The sequence below is a fragment of the Denitrobaculum tricleocarpae genome, assembly GCF_007004665.1.
In the GTDB taxonomy this organism is placed as follows: Bacteria; Pseudomonadota; Alphaproteobacteria; order Kiloniellales; family Kiloniellaceae; genus Denitrobaculum; species Denitrobaculum tricleocarpae.
On sequence record NZ_ML660053.1, the window covers coordinates 452,752 to 476,033 of the forward strand.

At 61.1% G+C, this 23,282-nt stretch carries 21 protein-coding genes; 12 read left to right on the forward strand and 9 right to left on the reverse strand.

Annotated features, from left to right (window positions below; all coding sequences use genetic code 11):
• Nucleotides 1-535 precede the first annotated feature (535 nt).
• Nucleotides 536-1,501 (reverse strand): trypsin-like serine peptidase, encoded by a 966-nt coding sequence (locus tag FKG95_RS06940; protein WP_179953960.1) that lies wholly within the window; start codon nucleotides 1,499-1,501, stop codon nucleotides 536-538.
• Between the two features lie 693 nt (nucleotides 1,502-2,194).
• On the opposite strand from FKG95_RS06940, the gene FKG95_RS06945 reads away from it, so the two are divergent.
• The 3 genes from FKG95_RS06945 (at nucleotide 2,195) to FKG95_RS06955 (ending at nucleotide 4,101) form a co-directional block, all read left to right on the forward strand.
• The gene (locus tag FKG95_RS06945; RefSeq protein WP_142895595.1) at nucleotides 2,195-3,127 is read left to right on the forward strand and encodes an OmpA family protein; all 933 of its coding nucleotides are present in this window, start codon (nucleotides 2,195-2,197) and stop codon (nucleotides 3,125-3,127) included.
• 181 nt (nucleotides 3,128-3,308) lie between these two features.
• Nucleotides 3,309-3,689 (forward strand): hypothetical protein, encoded by a 381-nt coding sequence (locus FKG95_RS06950; protein ID WP_142895596.1) that lies wholly within the window; start codon nucleotides 3,309-3,311, stop codon nucleotides 3,687-3,689.
• Between the two features lie 22 nt (nucleotides 3,690-3,711).
• Complete coding sequence (locus FKG95_RS06955) at nucleotides 3,712-4,101, forward strand: VOC family protein (RefSeq protein WP_142895597.1); 390 nt, start codon at nucleotides 3,712-3,714, stop codon at nucleotides 4,099-4,101.
• A 27-nt stretch (nucleotides 4,102-4,128) separates the two neighbouring features.
• On the opposite strand, the gene FKG95_RS06960 is transcribed toward FKG95_RS06955, so the two are convergent.
• From FKG95_RS06960 to queA, 4 genes are all read right to left on the reverse strand, one after another.
• A complete protein-coding gene (locus FKG95_RS06960) occupies nucleotides 4,129-5,145 on the reverse strand; it encodes a M23 family metallopeptidase (protein WP_142895598.1) in 1,017 nt (338 codons plus the stop codon).
• A gap of 95 nt (nucleotides 5,146-5,240) precedes the next feature.
• Complete coding sequence (queG, locus tag FKG95_RS06965) at nucleotides 5,241-6,365, reverse strand: tRNA epoxyqueuosine(34) reductase QueG (protein ID WP_142895599.1); 1,125 nt, start codon at nucleotides 6,363-6,365, stop codon at nucleotides 5,241-5,243.
• 21 nt (nucleotides 6,366-6,386) lie between these two features.
• Nucleotides 6,387-7,520 carry a tRNA guanosine(34) transglycosylase Tgt gene (tgt, locus tag FKG95_RS06970; protein WP_142895600.1) on the reverse strand — a complete coding sequence of 378 codons (1,134 nt, stop codon included), beginning with the start codon at nucleotides 7,518-7,520 and terminating at the stop codon, nucleotides 6,387-6,389.
• 18 nt (nucleotides 7,521-7,538) lie between these two features.
• A complete protein-coding gene (gene queA / locus FKG95_RS06975; protein ID WP_142895601.1) occupies nucleotides 7,539-8,615 on the reverse strand; it encodes a tRNA preQ1(34) S-adenosylmethionine ribosyltransferase-isomerase QueA in 1,077 nt (358 codons plus the stop codon).
• Between the two features lie 228 nt (nucleotides 8,616-8,843).
• On the opposite strand from queA, the gene FKG95_RS06980 reads away from it, so the two are divergent.
• The 3 genes from FKG95_RS06980 to FKG95_RS06990 all read left to right on the forward strand — a co-directional run bounded on the left by FKG95_RS06980 (nucleotide 8,844) and on the right by FKG95_RS06990 (nucleotide 11,229).
• Nucleotides 8,844-9,308 (forward strand): mobile mystery protein A, encoded by a 465-nt coding sequence (locus FKG95_RS06980; protein ID WP_142895602.1) that lies wholly within the window; start codon nucleotides 8,844-8,846, stop codon nucleotides 9,306-9,308.
• Nucleotides 9,308-9,904: a mobile mystery protein B gene (locus tag FKG95_RS06985; protein ID WP_142895603.1), complete on the forward strand. Its 597-nt coding sequence runs from the start codon at nucleotides 9,308-9,310 to the stop codon at nucleotides 9,902-9,904. Before FKG95_RS06980 ends, FKG95_RS06985 begins: the two co-directional genes overlap by 1 nt.
• 401 nt (nucleotides 9,905-10,305) lie before the next feature.
• Nucleotides 10,306-11,229 (forward strand): arginase family protein, encoded by a 924-nt coding sequence (locus FKG95_RS06990; RefSeq protein ID WP_142895604.1) that lies wholly within the window; start codon nucleotides 10,306-10,308, stop codon nucleotides 11,227-11,229.
• A gap of 1 nt (nucleotide 11,230) precedes the next feature.
• Here the strand turns inward: FKG95_RS06990 and FKG95_RS06995 are convergent, their stop codons facing one another.
• Complete coding sequence (locus FKG95_RS06995; RefSeq protein ID WP_142895605.1) at nucleotides 11,231-11,848, reverse strand: hypothetical protein; 618 nt, start codon at nucleotides 11,846-11,848, stop codon at nucleotides 11,231-11,233.
• A 153-nt stretch (nucleotides 11,849-12,001) separates the two neighbouring features.
• Here FKG95_RS06995 and FKG95_RS07000 point away from each other — a divergent pair, with 153 nt between their 5' ends.
• Together FKG95_RS07000 and FKG95_RS07005 are read left to right on the forward strand one after the other, a co-directional pair.
• A complete protein-coding gene (locus FKG95_RS07000; RefSeq protein WP_142895606.1) occupies nucleotides 12,002-12,394 on the forward strand; it encodes a DUF423 domain-containing protein in 393 nt (130 codons plus the stop codon).
• 36 nt (nucleotides 12,395-12,430) lie between these two features.
• On the forward strand, nucleotides 12,431-12,658 hold the full coding sequence (locus tag FKG95_RS07005; protein ID WP_142895607.1) for a sulfurtransferase TusA family protein: 228 nt from the start codon (nucleotides 12,431-12,433) through the stop codon (nucleotides 12,656-12,658).
• Here the strand turns inward: FKG95_RS07005 and FKG95_RS07010 are convergent.
• From FKG95_RS07010 to FKG95_RS07020, 3 genes are read right to left on the reverse strand one after another with little or no spacing between them, the layout of a single operon-like run.
• Complete coding sequence (locus tag FKG95_RS07010) at nucleotides 12,655-14,016, reverse strand: amidohydrolase family protein (protein ID WP_142895608.1); 1,362 nt, start codon at nucleotides 14,014-14,016, stop codon at nucleotides 12,655-12,657. The genes FKG95_RS07005 and FKG95_RS07010 overlap by 4 nt on opposite strands.
• Nucleotides 14,017-14,044: 28 nt before the next feature.
• Nucleotides 14,045-17,242 carry an efflux RND transporter permease subunit gene (locus FKG95_RS07015; protein ID WP_142895609.1) on the reverse strand — a complete coding sequence of 1,066 codons (3,198 nt, stop codon included), beginning with the start codon at nucleotides 17,240-17,242 and terminating at the stop codon, nucleotides 14,045-14,047.
• The gene (locus FKG95_RS07020) at nucleotides 17,242-18,354 is read right to left on the reverse strand and encodes an efflux RND transporter periplasmic adaptor subunit (protein WP_179953961.1); all 1,113 of its coding nucleotides are present in this window, start codon (nucleotides 18,352-18,354) and stop codon (nucleotides 17,242-17,244) included. Before FKG95_RS07020 ends, FKG95_RS07015 begins: the two co-directional genes overlap by 1 nt.
• A 476-nt stretch (nucleotides 18,355-18,830) precedes the next feature.
• Here FKG95_RS07020 and FKG95_RS07025 point away from each other — a divergent pair, with 476 nt between their 5' ends.
• From FKG95_RS07025 to dxs, 4 genes are all read left to right on the forward strand, one after another.
• A complete protein-coding gene (locus FKG95_RS07025; RefSeq protein ID WP_142895611.1) occupies nucleotides 18,831-19,760 on the forward strand; it encodes a histone deacetylase family protein in 930 nt (309 codons plus the stop codon).
• A gap of 185 nt (nucleotides 19,761-19,945) precedes the next feature.
• Nucleotides 19,946-20,206 carry an exodeoxyribonuclease VII small subunit gene (locus FKG95_RS07030; protein WP_142895612.1) on the forward strand — a complete coding sequence of 87 codons (261 nt, stop codon included), beginning with the start codon at nucleotides 19,946-19,948 and terminating at the stop codon, nucleotides 20,204-20,206.
• 33 nt (nucleotides 20,207-20,239) lie between these two features.
• Entirely contained in the window at nucleotides 20,240-21,145 is a 906-nt protein-coding gene (locus FKG95_RS07035; protein WP_142895613.1) for a polyprenyl synthetase family protein, read from the forward strand.
• Nucleotides 21,146-21,247: 102 nt separating this feature from the next.
• Complete coding sequence (gene dxs, locus FKG95_RS07040) at nucleotides 21,248-23,191, forward strand: 1-deoxy-D-xylulose-5-phosphate synthase (RefSeq protein ID WP_142895614.1); 1,944 nt, start codon at nucleotides 21,248-21,250, stop codon at nucleotides 23,189-23,191.
• The last annotated feature ends 91 nt before the right edge of the window (nucleotides 23,192-23,282 follow it).

Sequence of the window (23,282 nt, forward strand, 5' to 3'; positions counted from 1 at the left end):
GAATAGGGGGGCGCCTGTGGCAAGGCTCGACGCAAGGACGAGGGCTGAGGCGGGAAGGCAACAACGGAATCGCCCCGTGCCCCGAGATCCGTGTAATCCTCGTTTCTTGTGCTCAATGCGAGTCTTGAAACAACCCGACATGGCTTCCCTCCAGCTCCCAAAGACCCAAAAGCACCGGCAAATGCGGTGCAGTGATCCTTAGTCGCCAGTCACTGGGCGAGGGTTCAAAAATCGCCTGAAAGCGATCAGGAACAGATCCGGCGTGTTTTAAAAAAACGATGTAAAAACAGTGCGTTGTGCCAATTTTTGTTGGTCGTTGAATAGCGACGGGATAAAGCTGCGGGCGAACGATTGTAGCCTCACGATTGTAGCCTCACGATTGTAGCCTCACGACTGTAGCCTCACGACTGTAGCCTCACGACGAAAGGCGTGCAAAGACGCAAGCTGTGGGGTTTCGTTCAGGGGTCGTCCGAAAGCAGGGTTAACTCGTCGGACCGGCTATCGCGACGGGCTCTGTCCGCTCGTAGTCGCTGGGCTATTCAGAGGCTTCGATGATTTCACCCAAAAGCGGAACCGAAGCTTCACCAGTGACCGGCAGGCCCTTGGAGCTCTCAAAAGAGCGGATGGCAGCTTCCCGGGCTTCGTCCTGTTGCACCTGGCCGGCATCTTCAGCATAGCCCAGGCTTTCGAGCAGGTTCGAGATGGTGGTCATCGGAACGGGCGATGCCGCGCCGGATTTCGGGGCCTGACTCTCGCCCTTACCCATCTTTGCCCTAAAGCGCGGATTGGCGAGCGAACCGGTGCGCGGAGGCTGTTCGGCGAGCGATGCGAGCACCCGATTGGCAACCACGTTGAACTTACCGTCCATGTAGACCAGGAAAGGCAGATCGGCCCGGCCGGGTTTGAGCTGACAGCGGTTACCGATTCGGCTCTCGGCATCAAAGAATCCGTCAGCCGCACAGTCAAAACCGACAGTGATGGCGTGAGAGGCATCACGGCGGTAGCCGGCCTGGATAAAGGCGCCCTGGCCGTTTTGAAGCCGCCGGACCAGTCTCTTGTCGAGAGTCTTCAATCCCAGCCAGCCTGCTTGGCGGCCCAGGGGTTTCTCGAGTTTGACCAGCGCCCAGTTGTTGATAATGCTGGAAAGACTGGCCCCGCCGTTCGCACGGTACCCGGGCGCGAGTTCATAACTCTGGATCTTCGAATGGGTGACATTGGTGTCGCGCTGGTATCCCGCAACGAAATGCAATTCGCCAGGCTGCCACCAGCGGCCCTCGGTCCGGTAAAAGAGGCAATGCGCGTCCGTGAGAACGTGGGACTCGTCGACCAGAATACCCGTGCAGTAGCCACGCCCGCCCGTGTTCAAGCGTCCGACGGCGCTCCAGGGGTATTCGGCTGCATCCACAACCATGTCCGCCGGCATTGCGTCCGAGGCTTTGCCGCTGGATTTCTGCTGGCTCGCTGATGCGTGAGCCGGCGCCTTCGCCGGATTGAACTTCATGCTGGTTTGCGTTGGCTGCGCCGCCACGGAGAGCGTGCCGAAACCAATACCTGCGCAGGCAACTGCTGTCGCTATGAGATTTATGTGGCGCCGAGTCACAATAAAGCTACCTTTTTCACCTAACCAACCCGAACTCTCTGTTTCCGTCACCTCGCGTTGCGGGGTGCCCAATGCATAGGCAAAACATAAATTCAGGTCACCAAATACAGTAGACAGCATTTATGAAGTATTTGATGTTTGTCGCATGTTATTTTTGGGGCAGGAAGCTTAAAGAAGGTTAATATTTTTACGAAATACGCGTGAGACGCGCAAGCGTACATGGGGTGTGCGGTTGCCTTTCATTTTTATGCTTCGCGTGTTCTCGGGCTCGCGAAGCGCCGGGCTGTAGACCCGACCCTCTCATCACGTCGTAAAAAGAGTGAAAGGGCCGTAAGTTTGCGAGGGATAAGTGCTTCGTTAGATCAAAGGCTTGTCCGGATACCTTCTACGAAGGTCGAAAGGATGTCTTAAGGCTCAGGGGTTAGCGTTACAACCCTTGTCGCTGGAAACTGCGGCTTGCCCGAGTTGTAAAAAATCGCTATACCGCTGCAGGAATACCGCGTGTTTGTTGTATTGGATTCTAACCGAGGAAATGGCTTTTCCATCTGCAGAAATCTGCGATGCGTCAAAGGCACTCAAAAAGTGGGGATCGGAATGAAAACGAAATCTTTGATACTGGGCGCGTGCGCCGCTTTGCTGGTTGCTTCTCCGGTATCGGCTGGTCCTCTCGATGGAATCTTCAGCGGTTGGTTCGATACTGACAGCGCAGAAGAGCTTGGTGCGAACGGCACGGACTTTGGTAACGCACTCTATCGCGGTTACAGCAGTTTAGCTGATGAACGTGACGGGGCCTTTGACCTGACGGACGCGGAACATTTCAACCACAAGGCGCGCGCCGCGGCCCGCCGCTCCGCAGTTCAGCCGGATGCGGTTGCAGACCGTGACCTGACGGACGAGCAGATGCCTATGTTCCAGGACGCGCTGGACCGCATGCGTATTGCATTCGAGCGCGGGGGCATGACTCTGGCACCGCGCGCCGCCGCCGATGCACAGGTCAGCTACGACTGTTGGATCGAAGCAACGGAAGCCAACCGTACGGTTCGCCGGGCTGACAGTGGAAATGAAGACAGCTGTAAGGGTGAGTTCGAGACGGCAATGGCAAAGGTCGAAGCTGCTGCGACTCATGAACTGACCCAGGTTAACTACACCCAGGAAGCCGCCATCCCGGCGCCAGCGAAAGCGCCGGAACCCCAGGCTGCCTCTTTCATCGTTTACTTCCAGTTTGACAGCAATCAACCGACTGCTGTTGGCAGGGATACCCTGGCGCAGGTGGTCAAGGCAGTGCGGGAAGACGAAGGCCTTTCCGTGCGTCTGACCGCTCATGCGGACAGCACCGGATCGAGCGCCTACAATCTGGCTCTGTCCCGGCGCCGGCTCGATGCCGTGACGGCCGCCTTTCTGGAGGCTGATATCTCGCTCGACCGGATCAGCGAAGAAGACGCATTGGGTGAGTCGGCGCCTCTCGTTCCCACCGGAGACGGAGTGCGTGAAGCCGGCAACCGTGCCGTCGAGATTGCGCTCTACTGATTTCCGTCTTGGCGAACCTCTGCGAATAATAGACCTTGCATCAGAGGCTCTTGTGAGCGAGTGATTTGACGCTTACCTCAAGGACCATTGGCAACGAAGCTCTGATGCGTGGATCAAGAGAGCAGGCCGGACTCCCGATCCTCCGGGGCAGGAGGGAGCATAAGCTGAGGAGAGCGAAACCATGACGGCGGGTGGATTTTACGGCCGCGGCATTCTCGTTGCGCTCTCGTTTGCCGGTCTTGCCGCCTGTACGGTCCAGCCCATCAAGACCGAACCGCGATGGGAGCCCCAGGAGCTCGTGAACCCCGGCATCGAAGGCGGACAGAAGCCCGCCGTTCTTTCCTACTGCTACAGCAGTCAGATAAACGAGCCTTCGCAGGTGCTCGAGTATGCGCGTGAAGACTGCCCGACCGGCAAGCTCTACTTCAAGGAGGACGATGTCCTCTGGACAAAGTGCCCTTTGATCCAACCGGTTCGCGCCACCTTCCTCTGTTATCCGGCGAAGCCGGGGGAAGCCGAACAATCGCTCAAACAGTCTTCCAAGCCGTCTACGGCGCAGTAACAGCTGCGCCTCAGGTTGTGTTATGAAGCAGTGTATCTCCGCCGTGACGCTTCTGGTCGAAGACTATGACGCAGCTATTTCCTTTTATTGCGATCGGGTCGGATTTGAACTGGTCGAGGACAAGGCGCTTTCGCTCGACAAACGCTGGGTTCTCGTCGCGCCTCCGGGATCCAAAGAGACCCGAATTCTGCTGGCTAAAGCCGATGGTGACGTTCAGTTGCGGGGTGTTGGGCATCAGACCGGCGGGCGCGTCTCGTTTTTTCTGCAGACAGATGATTTCTATCGGGATTACGAACGGATGCGGGCCAACTCCGTCGTGTTTCTGGAAACGCCGCGCGAAGAGGCTTACGGCACCGTTGCCGTCTTCCAGGACCTCTATGGTAACAAGTGGGATTTGATTGCCTTCGCTTAACAGGCTTTAAGCCGTTACCGGCTCCGGTCAGCGGAGATCAACCGGCACTTCCGACTTGATCACCGTGTTGCCATTGCGCAGTACTGTGAAGACCGCATGATAATTGCCCTCGGGCCATCCGCCGGCGGGCCGCCTTTTTCCCGCGAACAAGAGGTACTGCGCCTTGTTCCGGTCAAGCGTGATCGCGTTTCGCGCCAACTCTCCCAGCGGGCTGACGAGACTGGCGATCACTTCGTCTCCCTTTTTGAGATTGATGGCCCACCCCCAGGAAACCAATGCGCCTGAACTGGGCTGCGGCATGAAGCCTTGTACGGTTCCCGCTTCGACTTCGCTGACCTCGACTGGTCCATCGTAAAATCCAATGTCGAGGAGCTGAGATGCCGGCTGATCCATTTTTGCGAGGCTCTGCGGTGTCCAGAGGGGGGCCGTGCCCAGATCGCAGACCGGACCGCCTTCGGTGCCCCTGAAGGGATCAATCGTTTCTGTGCCCTTACGGACCGAGAGATGGACGTGCGGGAAGGCGGCATTGCCGGAGTAGCCGACAAGACCGAGTTGATCGCCGCGTTCGACCTTTGCGCCTTTTTCAACGGCGATCGAACCCTCGCGCAGGTGGCAGTACTGAGTCTGCCAGCCGTCGCCGTGGGTGATCACAACCCCGTTGCCGCATTCCTTGTTTTGCACCGCTGCCCGGTCTGCCTCGCTTTTGACCAGCCGGTCGGGTTCGCCGTCGCGAAAGCCTGTAACTTCACCCGGTGCCGAGGCGATGACGGGGACGCCGCGTTCGACGTCAGCCAGGGTTTTGACTCTGAAATCCGTGCCTTTGTGACCGTCATAGGTCGCGCCGCTGCAGCGGTAATCCCGTGTCCCGGAACCCGGTTCGAGATCGACGTACTGTTGGATGAAACAGTTTTCACCAAGTTTGCAGTATACCGGGAGGGAGAGCTCCAAAGTGCTGGCTGATGCCGTGCCGCTCATGACCACGGCAACAGCCGCAGCTGTTCCAATGACAGCGGCTCTGAAGCCTGTCCGATATAGCTCGATCATAGAATAGTTCTATCCACTCACAGTTTAAGGCCCCTTCGCGCGCGGGCAGTGTAATCCACAGAGTAACCCTAGATGGTTGCGCACGCTATCCTTGTCTAGCTTTCCGCACTCCATTCCGCCACGACAGCAGGATCACTTTCCCGTGCGGCGTGTTCGTCGCGCAGGATCGCGACGTCGCCTTTGCCACAGAGTTGTCTGAGCGCCCAGACAGCCATTGCGCGGACGAGGGGTGATGGGTCGCCCAGGAGGCTTTCGACGACTTTCAGATGGCTCTTCGCCGCACCGCTGTTGCCGATGGCGATCAGAACGTTGCGCACGAAGCGGTCCCGGCCGATGCGCTTGACCGGTGAGCCGGAAAAAACCTGCCGAAAAGAGGCGTCATCCAGCAATGCCAGATCGCGCAGACGCGGCGCGGTCAGTTCGGCACGTGGCAGAAATGCCTCCTCGCCGGTCGGTTCGGCGAACTTGTTCCAGGGACAGACCGCCAGGCAGTCGTCACAGCCATAGATCCGGTTGCCCATAGGCTTCCGGAATTCGCGCGCGATGTGTCCCTTGTGCTCGATGGTGAGGTAGGAGATGCAGCGCCGCGCATCGATCCGGTAAGGCGCCGGAAAGGCATCCGTCGGGCAGGCGTTCAGGCACCGGCGACAGGAGCCGCAGTGATCGGTTTCGGCCTGATCCGGCGTAAGCGCCAGGGTGGTGAAGATCTCGCCCAGAAAGAACCAGGAGCCGGCCTCGCGGGACACCAGGTTGGTGTGCTTGCCCTGCCAGCCGACGCCGGCGCGCGCGGCCAGGGGTTTCTCCATCACCGGCGCCGTATCCACGAAGACCTTGACCCCGGCGTCGTACTCCCGGTGCAGCCAACGGGCGACGGCCTTGACCCGCTTTTTCAGAATGTCGTGGTAATCCTTGTTGCGCGCGTAGACCGAGACATTGGCCCGTTCTGTATGCCCGAGCAGTTCAAGCGGATCCCGGGAGGGGCCGTAGTTGAGGGCGACGACGATCACGGACTTGGCCTCGGGCCAGAGCACGGTGGGTTCGGCACGGCGGGCTTCGGTTTCCGCCATCCAGCCCATGTCGCCGTGATAATCCTGTTCCAGATATCCGCGCAGGTTCTCCTTAGCCTGAGGGCCAAGGGCCGCCGGGGCGAAGCCGACCACGTCAAAGCCGAGCGCCAGCGCCTGGTCTCGGATGGCGGCTTTGGGATCAGGCGGCGGCATTTGGTCTGTTCTCGGTCCTGGTTAGAGCGGTGGCAGGTCGCCCGCGGCCTGCTGCCGGTGAAAAGCGCTGACGAAGGCATCCAGTTCGCCTTTTTCGATGGCGTCGCGCAGGCCCGCCATCAGCTCCTGATAGTAGTGCAGATTGTGGATCGTCAAAAGGATCGGGCCCAGCATCTCGTTGGCCTTGACCAGATGATGGACGTAGGCGCGGCTGTAGGAGCTGCAGGTCTTGCAGCCGCAGTCCGGATCGATCGGCCGGGGATCGGCCTGATGCCGGGCGTTTCGGATGTTGATGGGACCGCGCCGGGTGAAGCCCTGGCCGGTCCGCCCCGAACGGGTCGGCAGCACGCAGTCGAACATGTCGATGCCGCGCTGAACCGCGCCGACGATATCCGAGGGCTTGCCGACGCCCATGAGATAGCGCGGCCGTTCCCGGGTCAGGTGCGGCATGGTCGCGTCCAGCACCTCGAACATGACCTCCTGGCCCTCGCCGACCGCGAGGCCGCCCACGGCATAGCCGTCGAAGCCGATCTCCTGCAGGGCTTCCGCCGACTCCTGCCGCAGGTCCGGGTATACCGAACCCTGCACGATGCCGAAGAGGCCGTAGCCCGGACGTTTAATGAAGGCATCCTTGCAGCGCTGGGCCCAGCGCATGGAGCGGCGCATGGAGTCCGCGGCTACGTCCGGCTCGGCCGGGTAGGGGGTGCACTCGTCCAGCACCATGGTGATGTTGGAATCCAGCAGACACTGGATGTCCATGGCCCGTTCGGGCGTCAGGTTGTGACGGCTGCCGTCCAGGTGGGAGCGGAAGGCGACGCCCTCCTCGGTGATCTTGCGCAGCTCTGACAGGGACATGACCTGATAGCCGCCGGAATCGGTCAGGATCGGCTTGTTCCAGTTCATGAACTTGTGCAGGCCACCCAGCTCCGCAATGCGTTCGGCGGTCGGACGCAGCATCAGATGATAGGTGTTGCCCAGGACAATTTCGGCGCCCGTATCCGCCACGTTCTCCGGCAGCAGGCCTTTCACGGTTCCGGCGGTGCCCACGGTCATGAAGGCGGGTGTCTCGGCGGTGCCGTGGGCTGTATGCAGGCGGCCGCGCCGGGCGGCGCCGTCGCTGGCCAGAACTTCGTATTTGAGCGCGTCTTCGGTCATAGCGGTCTGTTCGGTTTCCTAATGTTCGGCACGTTGCAGCAGGCTGCAGTCGCCGTAGGAGTAAAAGCGGTAGCCCTCGGCCTTTGCATGTTCGTAGGCCGCCTGCATCCGGTCCAACCCCGCGAAGGCGCTGACCAGCATGAAGAGGGTCGAGCGGGGCAGGTGGAAATTGGTCAGCAGCAGGTCCACGATTTTGAAGCGGTAACCGGGGGTGATGAAAATATCCGTATCGCCGGCATAGGGTTTCAGCGTGCCGTCCTCAGAGGCGGCACTTTCCAGCAATCTGAGGGGCGTCGTACCGACGGCGACAACCCGTCCGCCGGCGGCTTTAGCCGCATTGATGATCTCTGCCGTCTCGGGCGAGATAATACCGGTTTCGCTGTGCATCTTATGGTCCCGGGTGTCCTCGACCTTGACCGGCAGGAAAGTGCCCGCACCGACATGGAGGGTCAGGGTGGTCCGCTTCAGACCCCGCGCATCGATCGCGGCCAGCAGCTCCGGTGTATAGTGCAGGCTCGCGGTCGGTGCCGCCACGGCGCCGTCCCGGGCCGCGAAGATGGTCTGGTAGTCACTCTTGTCGTGTGCGTCGCCCGCCGAGTCGCGCTGAATATAGGGTGGCAGAGGCATGATGCCGTGGCGGTGCAGGCGCTCCAGGAGTTCGGGTCCCTCGACGTTGAACTTCAGGGTGACTTCGCCGGCTTCGCCCTTTGCCATGGCCTCGGCGGAGAAATCCTCGGCGAAATCGACCCGCTCGCCAGGGCGCAGCTTCCGGGCCGGACGGGCAAAGACCTTCCACTGTGCCGGCGCGCGCGCGTCCAGGTTCGCGCTGTCTTGCGTCACCTCGCCGCCGTCGCTCTTGTGCAGCGTCACCTCGATCTTCGCCATGCCGCGCCGGCCGGTCAGGCGCGCCGGGATCACCCGGGTATCGTTAAAGACCAGGATATCCCCCGGTTCCAGCAGGCCGGGCAGGTCCATCATGACGTGGTCGCGCAAGCCTTCGCCCACAGCCAGCAGCCGTGCGGCATGGCGTGGATTCGCGGGGTGCTGCGCGATCAGCTCACGCGGGAGCTCGAAGTCGAAAAGGTCGGTTTTCATCTTTTGGGCCGGGTGTGGATAAAGCCTTCGCCGGGGGCGGGGTTATCTAGCATTTCGGCGCGGGGAGGCAAAGAGAATGCGGTCAACGCGGTTCGTAATCCATTGTCGTAACAACTTGATAAGACGCGCATACAATTCCAAAAGAATATCAATAAATTGACAAAATGCTTCAACTAGAATATTTATAAATATACTATATAGACTTTTTAGAGTAGGTTTTAATATCCTATGAGTGTCAAAAACACTGCGCGACGGCAGTACGTAAGGTTGGCGGACCAAGCTGCGCAGCAGGTCCGATCCCTTCACAGCCCGAAAGAGGGTTGGATCGCGACCTTGCGGAAAGCACTGGCCATTTCGGGGCCGCAGTTGGCCAAAAGGGCCGGCGTTACCAAGGCGGCCATTTATCAGGCGGAACGAAATGAGCGTGACGGCGCGATTTCGCTCAGGCAGATGGAGAAGCTGGCGCAGGCTCTCGGGGGGAAATTCGTCTACGCCATCATACCCGACGGGCGGGTCGACGACGTCATCAGGACACAGGCCGGGAGAAAAGCCGAGGCGCTGATCCGGCGGGCAAGTTCTCACATGGCGCTGGAGAAACAGTCTCTGCCGCCGGAGCGGACGCGCGAGGAAATTGCGCGACTTACCGACGAGATCCTCCGCGAAATGCCTCCGGATTTCTGGGAAGGTGAATAGTGTTTGAGAATCCGGATGGCGCGACGCCCCTTGATCCTGATGAAATCGGCGGCCTGAAGTTCGCGCATATCACAACGCGTGGTGAACTCGATGAATTGGAGCAAGCAAACATCGGGCAGGGGCTGAGATGGCTTGGGCGGCGGCGGGGCGGCGATATTCTCACCGAGAGTTTTCTCCGCACGCTGCACAGGCGTCTCTTCGGCGACGTCTGGGATTGGGCGGGAACTTTTCGCCTCACGGAAAAGAATATCGGTATCGACCCTTATCAGATACCGGTGCAACTGCGGATGCTTCTGGATAACGCCCGCTTTTGGGCGGAGAATTCCGTCTTTCCGCCCCTTGAGTCCGCGGCCCGTTTCCATCATAGAATGGTGCAGATCCACCTCTTTCCGAACGGCAACGGTCGCCACGCGCGGATTGCGGCAGACGTCTTTCTCGAAGACTATTTCAAGCATCCTCCCATCGAGTGGGCCGGCGGTTTCGACCTGCAGGCGGATAACGAACGCCGGGACAGCTATTTGCAGGCTCTGCGCGCGGCCGATGCCGGGAACTTCGGTCCGCTGCTGGCCTTTTGCCGGGGTTTGAACCGTCGCTAAAGGGCAAGCCTCATCGGCTGAGCGCCCCCTGCACAGTCGTGGAGGGGAGCGAACTCACCGACGACGGGCCTTGTAATACCATGTTGGCGGCACGCAAAGTGATTGCCTTGACTGAAACGGCGGCTTTCCATCGTGCGCTTCTAGACCGGATCACCTTTTGACAGAACCGCCGTGCGGTTCGGTCAAAAGGTATGAATCCGTTCTAAATCTTAGTGTTAAAGCAGATTCACAAGCCCGATGTATCGCCTTTGGCGATTCCATCTAAACTTGATCTGCTTTAGCGCGTTACGTTGATGTTTTCCCACTGGAAGATTTTCTGGTTTTGAAACCGAAGAACTAAGCTGCTTTGGCAGGTCTTATCGGTAGACTGCTTCGCCCCGATCCAGCATAAGCGTAGCAGCATGACAGACACAGAAAATCTCTTACAACCGACTCATGGTTTCATGGCTGTTCCAAACAGTCTCGACCTGAGCGGCGCAAAAGCCGCCGTTCTAGGTTTGCCGTTCGATTGCGGGACCAATCAGGTGCGCATCGGCGCCCGGCACGGCCCCGCCGCGATCCGGCAGCAGTCGCTGGCGCTGGACCGGCGGCTGTTCGGTTTTTCCGAGCGGGATGCGGTTGCGGAACTCGGGCTGGTGGATTGCGGGGATGCGGCGGTGACATCGGGCCGTATCGAGCCTTCATTCGAAGCCATGGAGCAAGCGACGGCCCACATTCTGCGCGCCGGGGCGGTCCCGGTGACCTTCGGCGGTGACGGGGCGGTGACCCTGCCGCAGCTCAGGGCCATGAAGGCTGTCCACAAGAATCTGGCGGTCCTGCACTTCGATGCCCATACGGACGCCTATCCGATTGGTGACGAGCGGCACAACACCGCGACGACCTTTACCTGCGCGGCGGAGGAGGGGCTGATCGATACCCGGGCGTCCTTTCACATCGGCTGCCGCGGGCCCGTCTCGCAGAAGGGGCTGGCGGAATTCTCCCAAGGGCTGGGGTACCGGATCGTCGATATGGAGGCTTTGGCCCGCGATGGGCGCGCGCACATGGCGGCGATCCGGGAAGAATTGGCAGGGCGGCCGGTCTATATCTGCTGGGACATGGATTTCTTCGATGCGTCCTGCGCGCCCGGGGTCTGCGAGCCGACCTGGGGTGGACCCACGGCTTACGAGGGCCTTGCCCTGTTGCGCGCTCTGGCGGGGCTAAAGATTGTCGGGGTTGATATCAACACAGTCTGTCCGCCGCTCGATCCCGGCAATATGACCGCGCATCTTGCGGCCACGGTTGCGCTTAACGCCCTGCACGTGATTGCTATCGGACGAGGGGGCTGACTTAGCTGGCCTTCTTCGCGTCGTACCGCAGGCCGACGATGACCCGTTGCTCGGTGATGTCGCGCAGGAAGTGGAGAGGCTGGCGGGCCTGGCCGCCGAAGCCGGGGGCCTGCATCAAGAGGGCGTCGCCCGGTTTGACCGGCACTTCGACGGGGTTCAGGCCCTCACGGTTGTCGCAGGTGAAGAAACGGCCCTGGCCAGCGAGGATGATCAGGACCACCACCTGCCGGAACTGCAGGAAGTCCCGATGCGGGGTGATGCCTGCGCTGCCCGGGGTGTAGCGCTGTACAGCGATATCGTTAAAGCGCAGCTCGTCCGTGAGGGGCGGTTCGGACATGCTGCTGGCAGCGGCCCGCAAGTGCTCACCCAGCTGCTTTGCCAGCTCCATAAATGCACTGCCGCTGTCGAAAGCCATACAGATCTCGAAGTCCTGCTGAACTTCCCGTCCTGGCGCGCCCATGTAGGGTTTGGCGCGGCGGTAGGTCAGAGCTTGCGCGGCTTCGAGCAAGCGCTGCCGTCCCGGTTCCGAGAGCAGGGGTATGCTGAGCGCATCCTTTTGGCGCAGTTCCTCAAGGTAGGGCGCGATTTGGGTTGGGCTGGCGGCGAAGAGGTCGGGCATGGACAGGTACGGTTCTCGGATTGAGGCGGGCGCTTTTCAGCGATCATTACAACAGCTATTCAAGCAGGGCAGATGTCAAAAATCGACACTTGCCGGTCGCAGTCCGGCAACTCATCTTAGATGCGCTTTCACAGTGACCGTTCTGAGGATGTTATGGCGCGTTTCTGGATCTTTGCCGCTGCCCTGAATGCCTTCGTGGCGGTGAGCATGGGCGCTTTTGCCGCACATTGGCTTGAGGGGCGGGTGAGCGCGGACGCTCTCGGCTGGGTTCAAACTGGGGCGCGGTATGGCCTGGTGCATGCAGTTGCATTGCTCGCGGTCAGCCTCTTCGCCATCTCGCGGCAGGACACTGCGGGACCGGGTCTGCGCTATCTGCCTTTCATCCAGTCCGGCCTGCTTTTCGGTTGTATCGTCTTTTCAGGGACCCTCTATATCATGGCCTTGACAGATCTGCGCTTTCTCGGTGCTGTGGTTCCGCTGGGCGGGATGGCGTTCCTGGTGGCGTGGCTCGCACTGATGCTTGCGGGACTGCGCTGGGGGCGTTAACCGCTCAAACAGGGAAAGACAGGAGACCGCCGAGAGATGAGTTCCGTTCAGCTCGATACCAAGGGTTTGAAATGCCCGCTGCCCGTCCTGCGCGCCCGCAAGGCGATGAAACCCATGGCAGCCGGTGAGATTCTGGAGGTTGAGGCGACCGACCCGAGTTCGGTTCAGGACTTCAAGGCCTTTTGCGAGACCACCGGCGACGAACTGTTGGAGAGTCGTGAGGCGGACGGTGTTTACAGCTTTCGGATTCGCAAAACCGGTTAATCCGGGAAGTCCGCATGCGGCGGCTGAAAGCCGGATTTTTCGAAAAGACGGTCGCGGCAGGCTTCCAGTTGCCGCTGCAGTTCTTCAATCTCAATCCCGCAGAGCGCGCCGCCGCGTTTCCTGACCTTGCCTGCTACCACGACCGTATCGACAGAGCTTGAGGAAGCTCCCAGCGCCGCAAAGCCGATAGGATCGTTTATGGCGGTGAGAGCGGTCGGCCGCAGGAGTACGATGTCCGCCTGCTTACCCGGCGTGAGGCTTCCGGTTTTTCTTTCCAATCTCAGCGAGGCCGCGCCGTCCAGGGTGGCGAAACGCAAGACGTCACGGCTGTCGATGTTGGGCGTGCCTTGTTCCAGCGCCTGGAGCCGTGCGGCCTGGAGCGTGCCGGCCATCTGCGGAAAGAGGCTGGGCTCCGTCGAGGTCACCACGTCGACGCCGAGACCAGGCCGGACCCCGGCGGCGAGCGCCCGGGTGGCCGCCGGATAGCCGAACTGCATTTGCATTTCGATGGTCGGCGTGCAGACCAAGTGCCCGCCGCTGTCCGCAATCCGCCGGATACTCTCATCTGTGAGGGAATTGCCATGCACATACTGCAGGTCCGGTCCCATCAGCTTCGCGTCGTGCATGCGTTCGATCGAGCGGTAGGGCAGGCCGAAAGCGCCGTTGCCTGCATGCATACTGATGAGAAGGTTCAGATCCCGTGCGACCGCGATGTCGTGTCTGGTGACCTCAAGCGTCGACTGTTCCGGGCCGCGCGCCGCCATGGCCATGGTGACGAGGCTCTCGTCCGAGGCCAGGAGGTTGCGCCGGACCCGCCGGATGTCCTCCGGCACGGGCCGTTCGCTGTCCATCGACCAGGCGGGTTCCGTGTTGGGAAAGCCGTAACCGAAGACGGCACGGATGCCGCTGTCCCGTAAGCCCGCGATGGCGGCGTCTGCGTGCTCGGGGGTGTGCAGGACGTGGCACCAGTCGAAGATCGTCGTGATCCCTGCATTCAGGGCCTGGAGGGCGCCGATCCGGTTGGCGATCCACAGGTCTTCGGGGCTATAGACGGGGGCAAGTTTTCCCGGGACCTGGGCAAAGTAGCTGTTCAGATCGGTGTCGGCGGCCGCCATGGTCAGTGGGCTTTGCCAGATATGGCGGTGTGCGTCGACAAACCCCGGCAGGGCGATCATGCCTTTGGCGTCGATGACTTCAACGCCCGCAAGATCGATATCCCGGTTCAAGTTCGGCACAATCGCGGCGATGCACTCGCCCTCGACCAGCATCGAGCCCTGCCGCAGGTTGCCGACCCCGGCATCCATGGAGAGGACCGTTGCGTCGCGAATCAGCAGGCGCGTGGTTTTTGAATCTTTCACGGGGACCCGGGTGTTGCTGAAGCCAGAACTATTCGCCGGGCGCCATCGCCGCCTTGGGCAAACGGTTTCGGCGCGCGCGTTCAATGGGACCGACCAGGATCGCAAGCATGGGCGGGATCAGCAGAAGGGTGAGAACCGCGGAGAGCGAGAGACCACCCACGACCACCGAGCCGAGCCCCCGGTAGAGCTCCGAACCGGCGCCCGGGAAGATCACCAGCGGGAGCATGCCGACGACGCTGGTCAGGGTCGACATGAAGATCGGCCGGATCCGGTTGCGGGTTGCTTCGATGATGGCGTCATGGGGCAGCAGATCCTCTTCGCGGATGTGATAGAGGGTCTGGTGCACCAGCAGGATCGCGTTGTTGACCACGATCCCGATCAATATCACGAAGCCAAGCAATGTGAGCATGTCCAGGGACTGGTTGGCGCCGTAGAGGTTGAGAACCGCCAGGCCGCCGACGCCGCCTGCCGCCGCGACCGGTACGGAGAGCAGGATAATGAGGGGGTAGAGGAAACTCTCGAAGAGAACCGCCATCACCAGATAGACAATCGCCAGGGCCAGGGCGAGATCGAGGATCATCGCCTGCCAGGTTTCCGACAGCTTATCTGCGGTGCCGGACATTCCCATACGGATACCCGCTGGTACGCCTTCGGCCATAACCGCGTCGATCACTTCCGTCTGGATCAGATCAAGGGCTGTCTCGAGCGGGACATCCCGGGAGGGCCGCAATTCCAGCGTGACCGTCCGGAAGTTTTCCCGGTGGCGGATCTCGGTGGGGCCGCTGGTCAGGATCACTTCGGCGAGAGAGGTGACCGGGATGATCTGCCCGCTGGACGTGACCACGGGCAGGTTTCCGATGCCCTGGGTTTCGGTGACGTTCTCCTCCGGCCCCTGCAGCATCATGTCGACGCGCTTGTTGCCGACGGTGATTTCAGCCACGCGGAGACCGTCGTTGAAGGTGTCGACGGCGTCACCGAGTTCGCGCGCCGTCACGCCATTGTCGGCCAGGCGCACACGGTCCGGAATGACGCGCACCTCCGGCGCACCCAGCTCAAGGCCCGGGTTTGGTCTGAACTGATTGTTTTCCGCAGGCGGCAGAACCGTCAGCATCTTGGTGGTCGCGCGTTGGGCAACCGCGAGTATCTGCTCCAGATCAGGCCCGCTGATATCGAGCTCGATCTTGCGCCCGCCGCCGATCCCGCGTCCGAAGATCGAGGGCTGGTTGATGAAACCGAAGGTGCCCGGTTCTCGGAAGACCGGCCCCTCCAGAAGCGGAATCAAGTCTTTGGCCCGTGATGGGTCGACTGCGACCGCACCCAGGAAAGTACTGGCGCTGCGGGCGACGAAGAAGAAACGTTCCATCTTTGGAGGCTCATCCGGTCCCGACTCTTCGCCGGACTCAATGGCCCAATGCGGTCGGGTCGCGTCTTCGATGTTTTTGGCAATGCCGGTGGTCGTATCCAGATTATAGCCGGGCGGGGGAATGATGATCCCGAAAACCAGGTTCCGATTGCCTTCCGGCAGGTATTCCAGCTTGGGCAGGAACTTCCACGCGCCGAAGGAGGCGCCCGCGGTGACGGTCGCGACGACCAGGAAAGCAATTGAGGGGCTGCGCACGACCGTTCGGGTGAACCCGATAACGGCGGCTACAAAGCCCGCGGCGAAGTGATCGATACCCGGTAGGGGTATCCGCCTGACATCGGGCTCTTTTTGATGTTTTGGACCGCCCAGCAGCCGGTTCGCGAGCGCCGGCAGAACCGTGATCGATACAATCAGTGAAAGGAGGACCGAGACCGAGATGGCGACGGCGATGTCCCGGAAGAGCTGCCCCACCTCGAGCTGCATCACCAGGATCGGAATAAAGACCATCACAGTGGTCAGCGCCGAGACCAGGATCGCGCCCCAAACCTGTTGCGCGCCCTCGTAGGCCGCGATCGCCGTCGGTTTGCCGGCTTCCCGCTTGCGATAGATATTTTCCAGGACCACGATGGCGGCATCAACCACCATGCCGACAGCAAAAGCCAGGCCGGCCAGGGAGATCACGTTGATCGAGCGGCCCAGGGCGGCCATGGCAACAAAAGAGCCGATTACCGAGACCGGAATGGCAACGGAGATCACCAGCGTGGCGCGGGGCGAGCGCAGGAAAATCAAAAGGATCAGGGCGGCCAGTGCGCCGCCGACCCAGATGTTCTGTTGTACCAACTCTATCGAGGAATCGATGTAGACAGTCTCGTCATAGACCTGCCGCAGCTTCAGTCCCGATTCCGGGATCACTGTGCGCTGAAGCTCTTCAATCGCTTCGCGCACCCCGCGCATGGTCTCGATGACGTTGGCGCCGGTTTCGCGGACGGCATTCAGCGCGACCGCCTGCTGGCCCAGCATCCGGATCGAGGCGGCAGGCTCCGAATGACCGAAACGAACCTCCGCGATATCGCCGACAGTGACGCGCGCAAGGCGGCCGCTCTCCTGGGAGGTGTCCGAGCGGATCACCACGTCATTGATCTTGTCGACGGTATCCAGTTCGCCCTCGGTCCGCACCACGTAGCGCCGCTTGCCCTCGTCGACGTCGCCGGCGCTGACCGAAGCATTGGCGCGGCGCAGGGCCGTCACCACCTCGCTGACCGTCATACCATAGCGGGCGAGCAGCTCGGGCTCGACCACGATGTCGATCTCCTGCGTGGCCTCGCCGAAGATGTTGACCTGGCTGATACCGGGCACGCGTTCTATGCGTTCCTTGACGACGTCATCGAGGAAATCGCCATACTCGTGGATCGGCCGCTCGTTGCCTTCCTCGCGGGTGATGATGAACCAGGCGATGGGCGTATCTTCGCTGCCGGCCGTATCCAGGCTTGGCTCGTCGGCTTCATCCGGGTAACCGGTGACCTGATCCAGGCGGTTGGAGACGAGCAGCAGCGCCCGGTCCATATTGGTGCCGACTTTAAACTCGAGAGTGATAGAGCCACTGCTTTGGCGCGACCGGCTGGTTATGGTGTCGAGCCCTTCCAGGCCCTTCAGGACATCTTCCTGGCGGTTGATGATGTTTCGCTCGATCTCGGCAGGCGCGGCGCCCGGCCAGAAGGTGCGGACCGTGATCACCGGCCGATTGACATCGGGCGCGAGCTGGATCGGGATTGACTGAAGGGCGACCAGACCGAACATCACCACCATCAGAACGGCAGAGATCACTGCGATCGGCCGTTCGATGGAGAGTTTGATCAGGTTCATCAGCTGGCCCCGTCAACGATGATCGACTGACCGGGCCGTAAACGTTCGTTACCGCGGACCACGACTTTTTGACCTTCCTGCAGGCCGCTCTCGACCACCAGCCGGTTCCCGACCGCAAGCCCCAGTTCGACGGGCTGTAACTTGGCGGTATCGCTGTCTGCAACATAGACGATCGCGCCGTTCGGACGTTTGATGATGGCGTCCTTGTGCACGGTCAGGACGTCGCGCTGCGCGCCGACCGGAACATAGATGGTAACGCTCTGTTCGTCCGCGAGAGGGCTTTCGGAATGATCGAAGTTCGCGGTAAAGCGCACGGCGCGCGTGCGGGTCAGCGGATTTTCGCTCGGAATAACGGCCCGGACCCGGGCTTCCTCGGTGGTGGAGTCGTCCAGGGCCACGCGGACTTTGGTGCCGATCTGCAGGCCGCCAATGAAGCGGAAGGGAACATCGGCTTCAATTTCGAGTGAGCGGTCGGCGACCATTTGAACCACCGCTTGACCGGTCTGGACGTAGGCGCCGGCCTCGGTCATCCGCCGCGTGACCACGCCGCTGTAGGGCGCGGTAATGGTTGCGTAACTGAGATTGATATCGGCGGAGCGGGTGTCAGCGATCCTGCTCAGGATTGTTGCTTCAGCCTGTGTGACTTCGGCCTGAGCAATCACGACCTCCTGTTTCGCATCCTCGTATCGTGATTGGTTAAAGGCTGCGGACTTTTTCAGTCTCTCCAGCCGGGCCAGGGTTTGTTTCGCCAGGGTCACCCTGGCTTTCCGGGTTTTCAGATTCGCCTGGGCCACGGCCAGTTCGCCGGCAGCAAGATCGCGCTGCGCCAAAAGATAGCTGTTGGTAAGGGTGGCAAGAACCTGTCCGGCGTCGACCCGGTCGCCCACTTCAACGTCGAAGCTTTCGATCGGCCCGTTGATGCGGGCCGAGACTTCACCCGCCTGGCGCGCAACCAGGCGGCCAATCACCGCCGCCGTCTGGGACAAAGGCTCCACACGCACAAGATCGACGCGCACCAGCGGGGCATCCTGGGCCATAGCCGGCACCAGCATGGTCATAACTGTACAAAGAGTCAGCAGCAAGCCGGTGAAAAACCGGGTTTTGCTATTCAAACCCATTCCATATGCGCGACGACTTAACAGGACATCCTCCACCCCGAAAAACGCAGTCCCTCCACCAGGGTCCGCGCTATGTTCTTTGAGCGCTTACACTATATAGTTTACTTAGGACATTTGGCCATTTGTTACCGGCTGTCAATGACACGGCCAATTCAAATGTTAGTTTAAACACCTTGGCTAAAACCCCGCCTCACGGTTGATCCTGCCGGTTGTGAACAGCCCGAAACTCCGGATCGGCCTGGAGATCTGCGGCTTTTCCGCCCAGTGCGGCGGGTTCGGCTTGTGAAGAGGGTCACCGGATTGTTATGACCTTATGAGTGATTGCCCGGCTCCGCAAAGGAGCGCATTCTACCTGCCCTGCGTAGAAGCGTATTCTAAAGTGAGAAGAAACCGGGGCCTTTGGCGCCTGTGCTTGGCGAGAGCTTTCAGGCCAACGAGGCACCTGGACAGTGGTTTTGGGAGGACCAGCCATGACGACCCTGCTTTACAGCCATGAAGCCTGCGTGCGGCATGATCCGGGCGAGATGCACCCGGAATGCCCCGCCCGGATCGAGGCTGTCCTCACGGCGCTCGCAGCGCCGGAATTCGATGCGCTCGAGCGCCGGGATGCGCCCCGCGCGTCGGTCGAACAGATCATTCGTGTGCATCCTCAACCCTATGTGGACCAGTTGCTGGCGGCGGTGCCCGAGAGCGGACGGCGCGGCCTGGATGGCGATACGATCCTCTCGCCGGGTTCCGGCGAAGCCGCCCTGCGGGCAGCGGGCGCTCTGTGCGCCGCCGTGGATGCAGTAATGGCCGGGGAGGCGGACAATGCCTTTTGCGCGATCCGCCCGCCCGGACACCATGCCGAACCGGACCAGGCAATGGGCTTCTGCCTCTTCAACTCTGTCGCGGTCGGTGCGCTCCACGCGCGCGAGGTGCACCGCTGTCATCGGATCGCGGTGATCGATTTTGATGTGCATCACGGAAACGGTACCCAGGCGAGTTTCTGGAACGACCCGGATCTCTTTTACGCTTCGACTCATCAATCGCCGCTCTATCCCGGGACCGGCGCGCCGCAGGAGCGCGGTGTTTCGACCAACATTTGCAATGCTGTGTTGCCGCCGAACGCAGGCTCCGAGGAGTTCCGCAATGCGCTGCGTGCGAGCGTTTTCCCGGCCCTGACACGTTTTGACCCAGATTTCATCCTGATTTCAGCCGGATTCGATGCCCATAAAGACGATCCCCTGGCGAATCTGCAGCTTGTCGAGGAGGATTACGTCTGGGCGACGAACGAGCTGATCGCGATTGCCCGGCATGCTTGCGGCGGCAAGATCGTCTCGACCCTGGAGGGCGGCTACGATCTTTCCGCGCTGGCGAGATCAAGCGCGGCGCACGTGCGCAGTTTAATGGCCGCTTGAAGCGGCGGGGCCTGACGGCGGCATAGCGCCGCGGTGCCGGGTCGTGCACCAGGGCCTCAGGAGACCGGTTTTGAGACTCTGCATTGCGTGTTGCGCCGGCAAGGATTAGGACTAGCAAAGGATCGTGATCGGAACAGGGCTCCCGCGCGGTCGAGATTTTTAGAAGGTAAACGAAGGACGAAATTATGGCGGCAAGCGCGACCCCGGCCATCCCGGCAGACGTAAAGAAGATGTCCTTTGAGGAGGCGCTGGAAGAACTGCGTCAGATCGTCGGCGCCCTCGAGCGCGGCGACGGCAAACTCGATGATGCCATCTCGTCCTATCAGCGGGGCGCCGAGCTTAAGGCCTATTGCGAGAGCAAACTGCGCGATGCCCAGGAGAAGGTTGAGAAAATCAGTCTGGGTCCGGACGGAGATATCAAGACTGAAGCCTTTGATGTCGGCTGAGTGAAGGTTGATTTTCGTGGGAAGCCCGACCCGATGACAATTCTTAAAGAGCGGCCCGGTCTCGACCATCGTCTGGGCGCCAGCGCGGAGCTTGTGACGCGCCGCCTCGACGAACTCCTGCCCGAAGCGGCGGGGCCGCGCGGCCGCGTAATCGAAGCCATGCGCTATTCGGCCCTGAGCGGCGGCAAGCGTCTGCGGCCCTTCCTGGTCATCGAATCGGCACGGCTTTTTGGTCTTTCGGAAGAGGCGGCGCTGAATACGGCGGCTGCGGTCGAGATGATCCACTGCTATAGCCTGATCCACGATGATCTGCCGGCCATGGATGACAGTGACTTGCGCCGGGGCCATCCGACCGTCCACGTGAGGTTCGACGACGCGACGGCGGTGCTGGCCGGCGACGGTTTGCTGACCGAGGCCTTTGCGGTTCTGGCGGATCTTAAAACCCACGGGGATGCCGCCGTTCGCTGCGAGCTGATCGCGGGTCTGGCGAAGGCATCCGGCGCGGCGGGCATGGTCGGCGGCCAGATGATCGATCTTTCGCCCGAGCGGGATCGGCTGGATCTGACCGGGATCACCAATCTGCAGGAGCTCAAGACCGGCGCGCTGATTGCCTTTTCTTGTAAGGCAGGCGCGATTTTGGCACAAGCCGGGCAGGCGGAACGCCAAAGCCTGCGCGACTATGCGGGTAAGCTGGGCCTGGCTTTCCAAATCGTCGACGATCTTTTGGACAGCGAGTCGACACCTGAAGCCCTCGGCAAGCCGACCGGACAGGACCAAGCTGCCGGCAAAGCGACCTTCGTCGGACAGCTTGGCGTTGCAGGCGCCCGGGATATGGCTTCCGGTCTGGTTGATCAGGCCCGCCGCTGCCTCGATATATTCGGCGACCGCGCTAGTATACTAAGTCAAACGGCAACATTCGTGCTGGAACGGACCAGGTAATCCTGCGAAATTACAGTTTATGCAAGCAAGTTATTGCGGGCGCAGAACATAAGCGCTTAACCACCTGGAGAAAAAGCACTTCCAGGTAAAGAGGTGAAGAGAGTGAGCCAGATCGGTCACAACAGACAGACCCCTTTGCTCGATACGGTTTCGAGCCCGGAGGATCTGCGGAGGCTCGACGAAGATCAGTTGCGGCAACTTGCCGACGAGCTGCGGGTCGAGATGATCAACGCGGTCTCGGTTACCGGCGGGCATCTGGGGGCCGGGCTGGGCGTGGTCGAACTGACCGTCGCCGCGCACTACGTTTTCAACACGCCGGACGATAAGCTGATCTGGGATGTCGGCCATCAGTGTTACCCCCATAAGATTCTGACCGAACGGCGCGAGCGTATCCGCAGCCTTCGGCAGCCGGGCGGGCTTTCCGGCTTTACCAGCCGAAAGGAGAGTAAATTCGATCCCTTCGGCGCCGCGCACAGCTCGACCTCGATTTCCGCCGGGCTGGGTTTTGCGGTGGCCCGCGACCTGGCCGGGCGCTCGAACGATGTGATCGCCGTGATCGGCGATGGCTCCATGTCGGCGGGCATGGCTTACGAAGCCATGAACAACGCGGGCGCCATGAACAGCCGTCTGATCGTCATCCTGAACGACAACGATATGTCCATTGCGCCCCCGGTCGGGGCGATGAGTGCTTATCTCTCCAAGCTGATTTCCTCCGGATCCTTCCATTCGGTCCGCAGCCTGGCCAAGGAAGTGGCGAAGAAATTTCCCAAGCCCCTGGAACAGGCGGCCCGCCGCGCCGAGGAGTATGCCCGCGGCATGCTGACCGGCGGGACCCTGTTCGAGGAGATGGGCTTCTTCTACATCGGTCCGATCGACGGGCATAACCTGGACCATCTGCTGCCTGTGCTGAAAAACGTGCGTGACAGCGACCACGATGGCCCGGTGCTCATCCATGCGGTCACGCAGAAGGGCAAGGGTTACGAGCCCGCCGAGAAGTCGGCGGACAAGTACCACGGGGTCGCGACCTTCGATGTGGTGACCGGCAAGCAGGCCAAACCCACACCCAAGGCGCCCGCCTATCAGAATGTCTTCGCCAAGGCGCTGATCGCCGAAGCGAAAGAGGATGAGAAAATTGTCGCGGTCACCGCCGCCATGCCCTCGGGTACCGGCCTCAACCTCTTTGGCGACGCCTTCCCGGAGCGGACCTTCGACGTCGGGATCGCCGAGCAGCACGCGGTGACCTTCTGCGCCGGTATGGCCTGCGAGGGCTTCAAGCCCTTCGCCGCGATCTATTCGACCTTCCTGCAACGGGCTTACGACCAGGTGGTGCACGACGTCGCCATCCAGAAGCTCCCGGTGCGCTTCGCCATCGACCGTGCGGGTATGGTGGGTGCTGACGGCGTGACCCATCAGGGCAGCTACGACATCACCTATCTCGGCTGTATTCCGGGCATGGTGCTGATGGCCGCCGCCGATGAGGTCGAGCTGATGGACATGGTGGCAACGGCGGTCCAGATCGATGATGCGCCTTCCGCATTTCGTTTCCCGCGTGGCGAAGCCACCGGCGTCGAGATGCCGGAGAAGGGCACGCCACTTACGATCGGCAAAGGCCGGGTGCTGCGGGAAGGGACCAAGGTAGCGGTCCTGTCTTACGGGACGCGCCTGCAGGACGCTTTAAAGGCCGCTGACGACCTTGCAGCCCGGGGGCTCTCCACCACGGTCGCGGATGCACGTTTCGCAAAGCCTTTGGATCAGGACCTGGTCTTGCGGCTTGCCCGCGAGCACGAAGTGATGATCACGGTCGAGGAGGGCGCCATCGGCGGTTTCGCCACGCAGGTGATGCATTGCATGATTTCAGCCGGCGTGTTCGATCAGGGACTGAAATTCCGTCCGCTCTATCTGCCGGATTTTTTCATCGACCACGACAAGCCTGCAATTCAGCAAGAGGTCGGTGGTGTCGACTCCACTGCGATTGTGGCTGCGGCCCTGCAAGCACTCGGGTTGGAAGAGGACTCGGCAGCTGTTCAGCTCCAGACAAGTCGCTGAACCGACGCCGCTGCGTGGCCTTTGGACGAAGCAAGACTGCGACACGCGCGTGCCTGGCGACATCTCTGCATAGCGGCCCTGCGTTAACTGC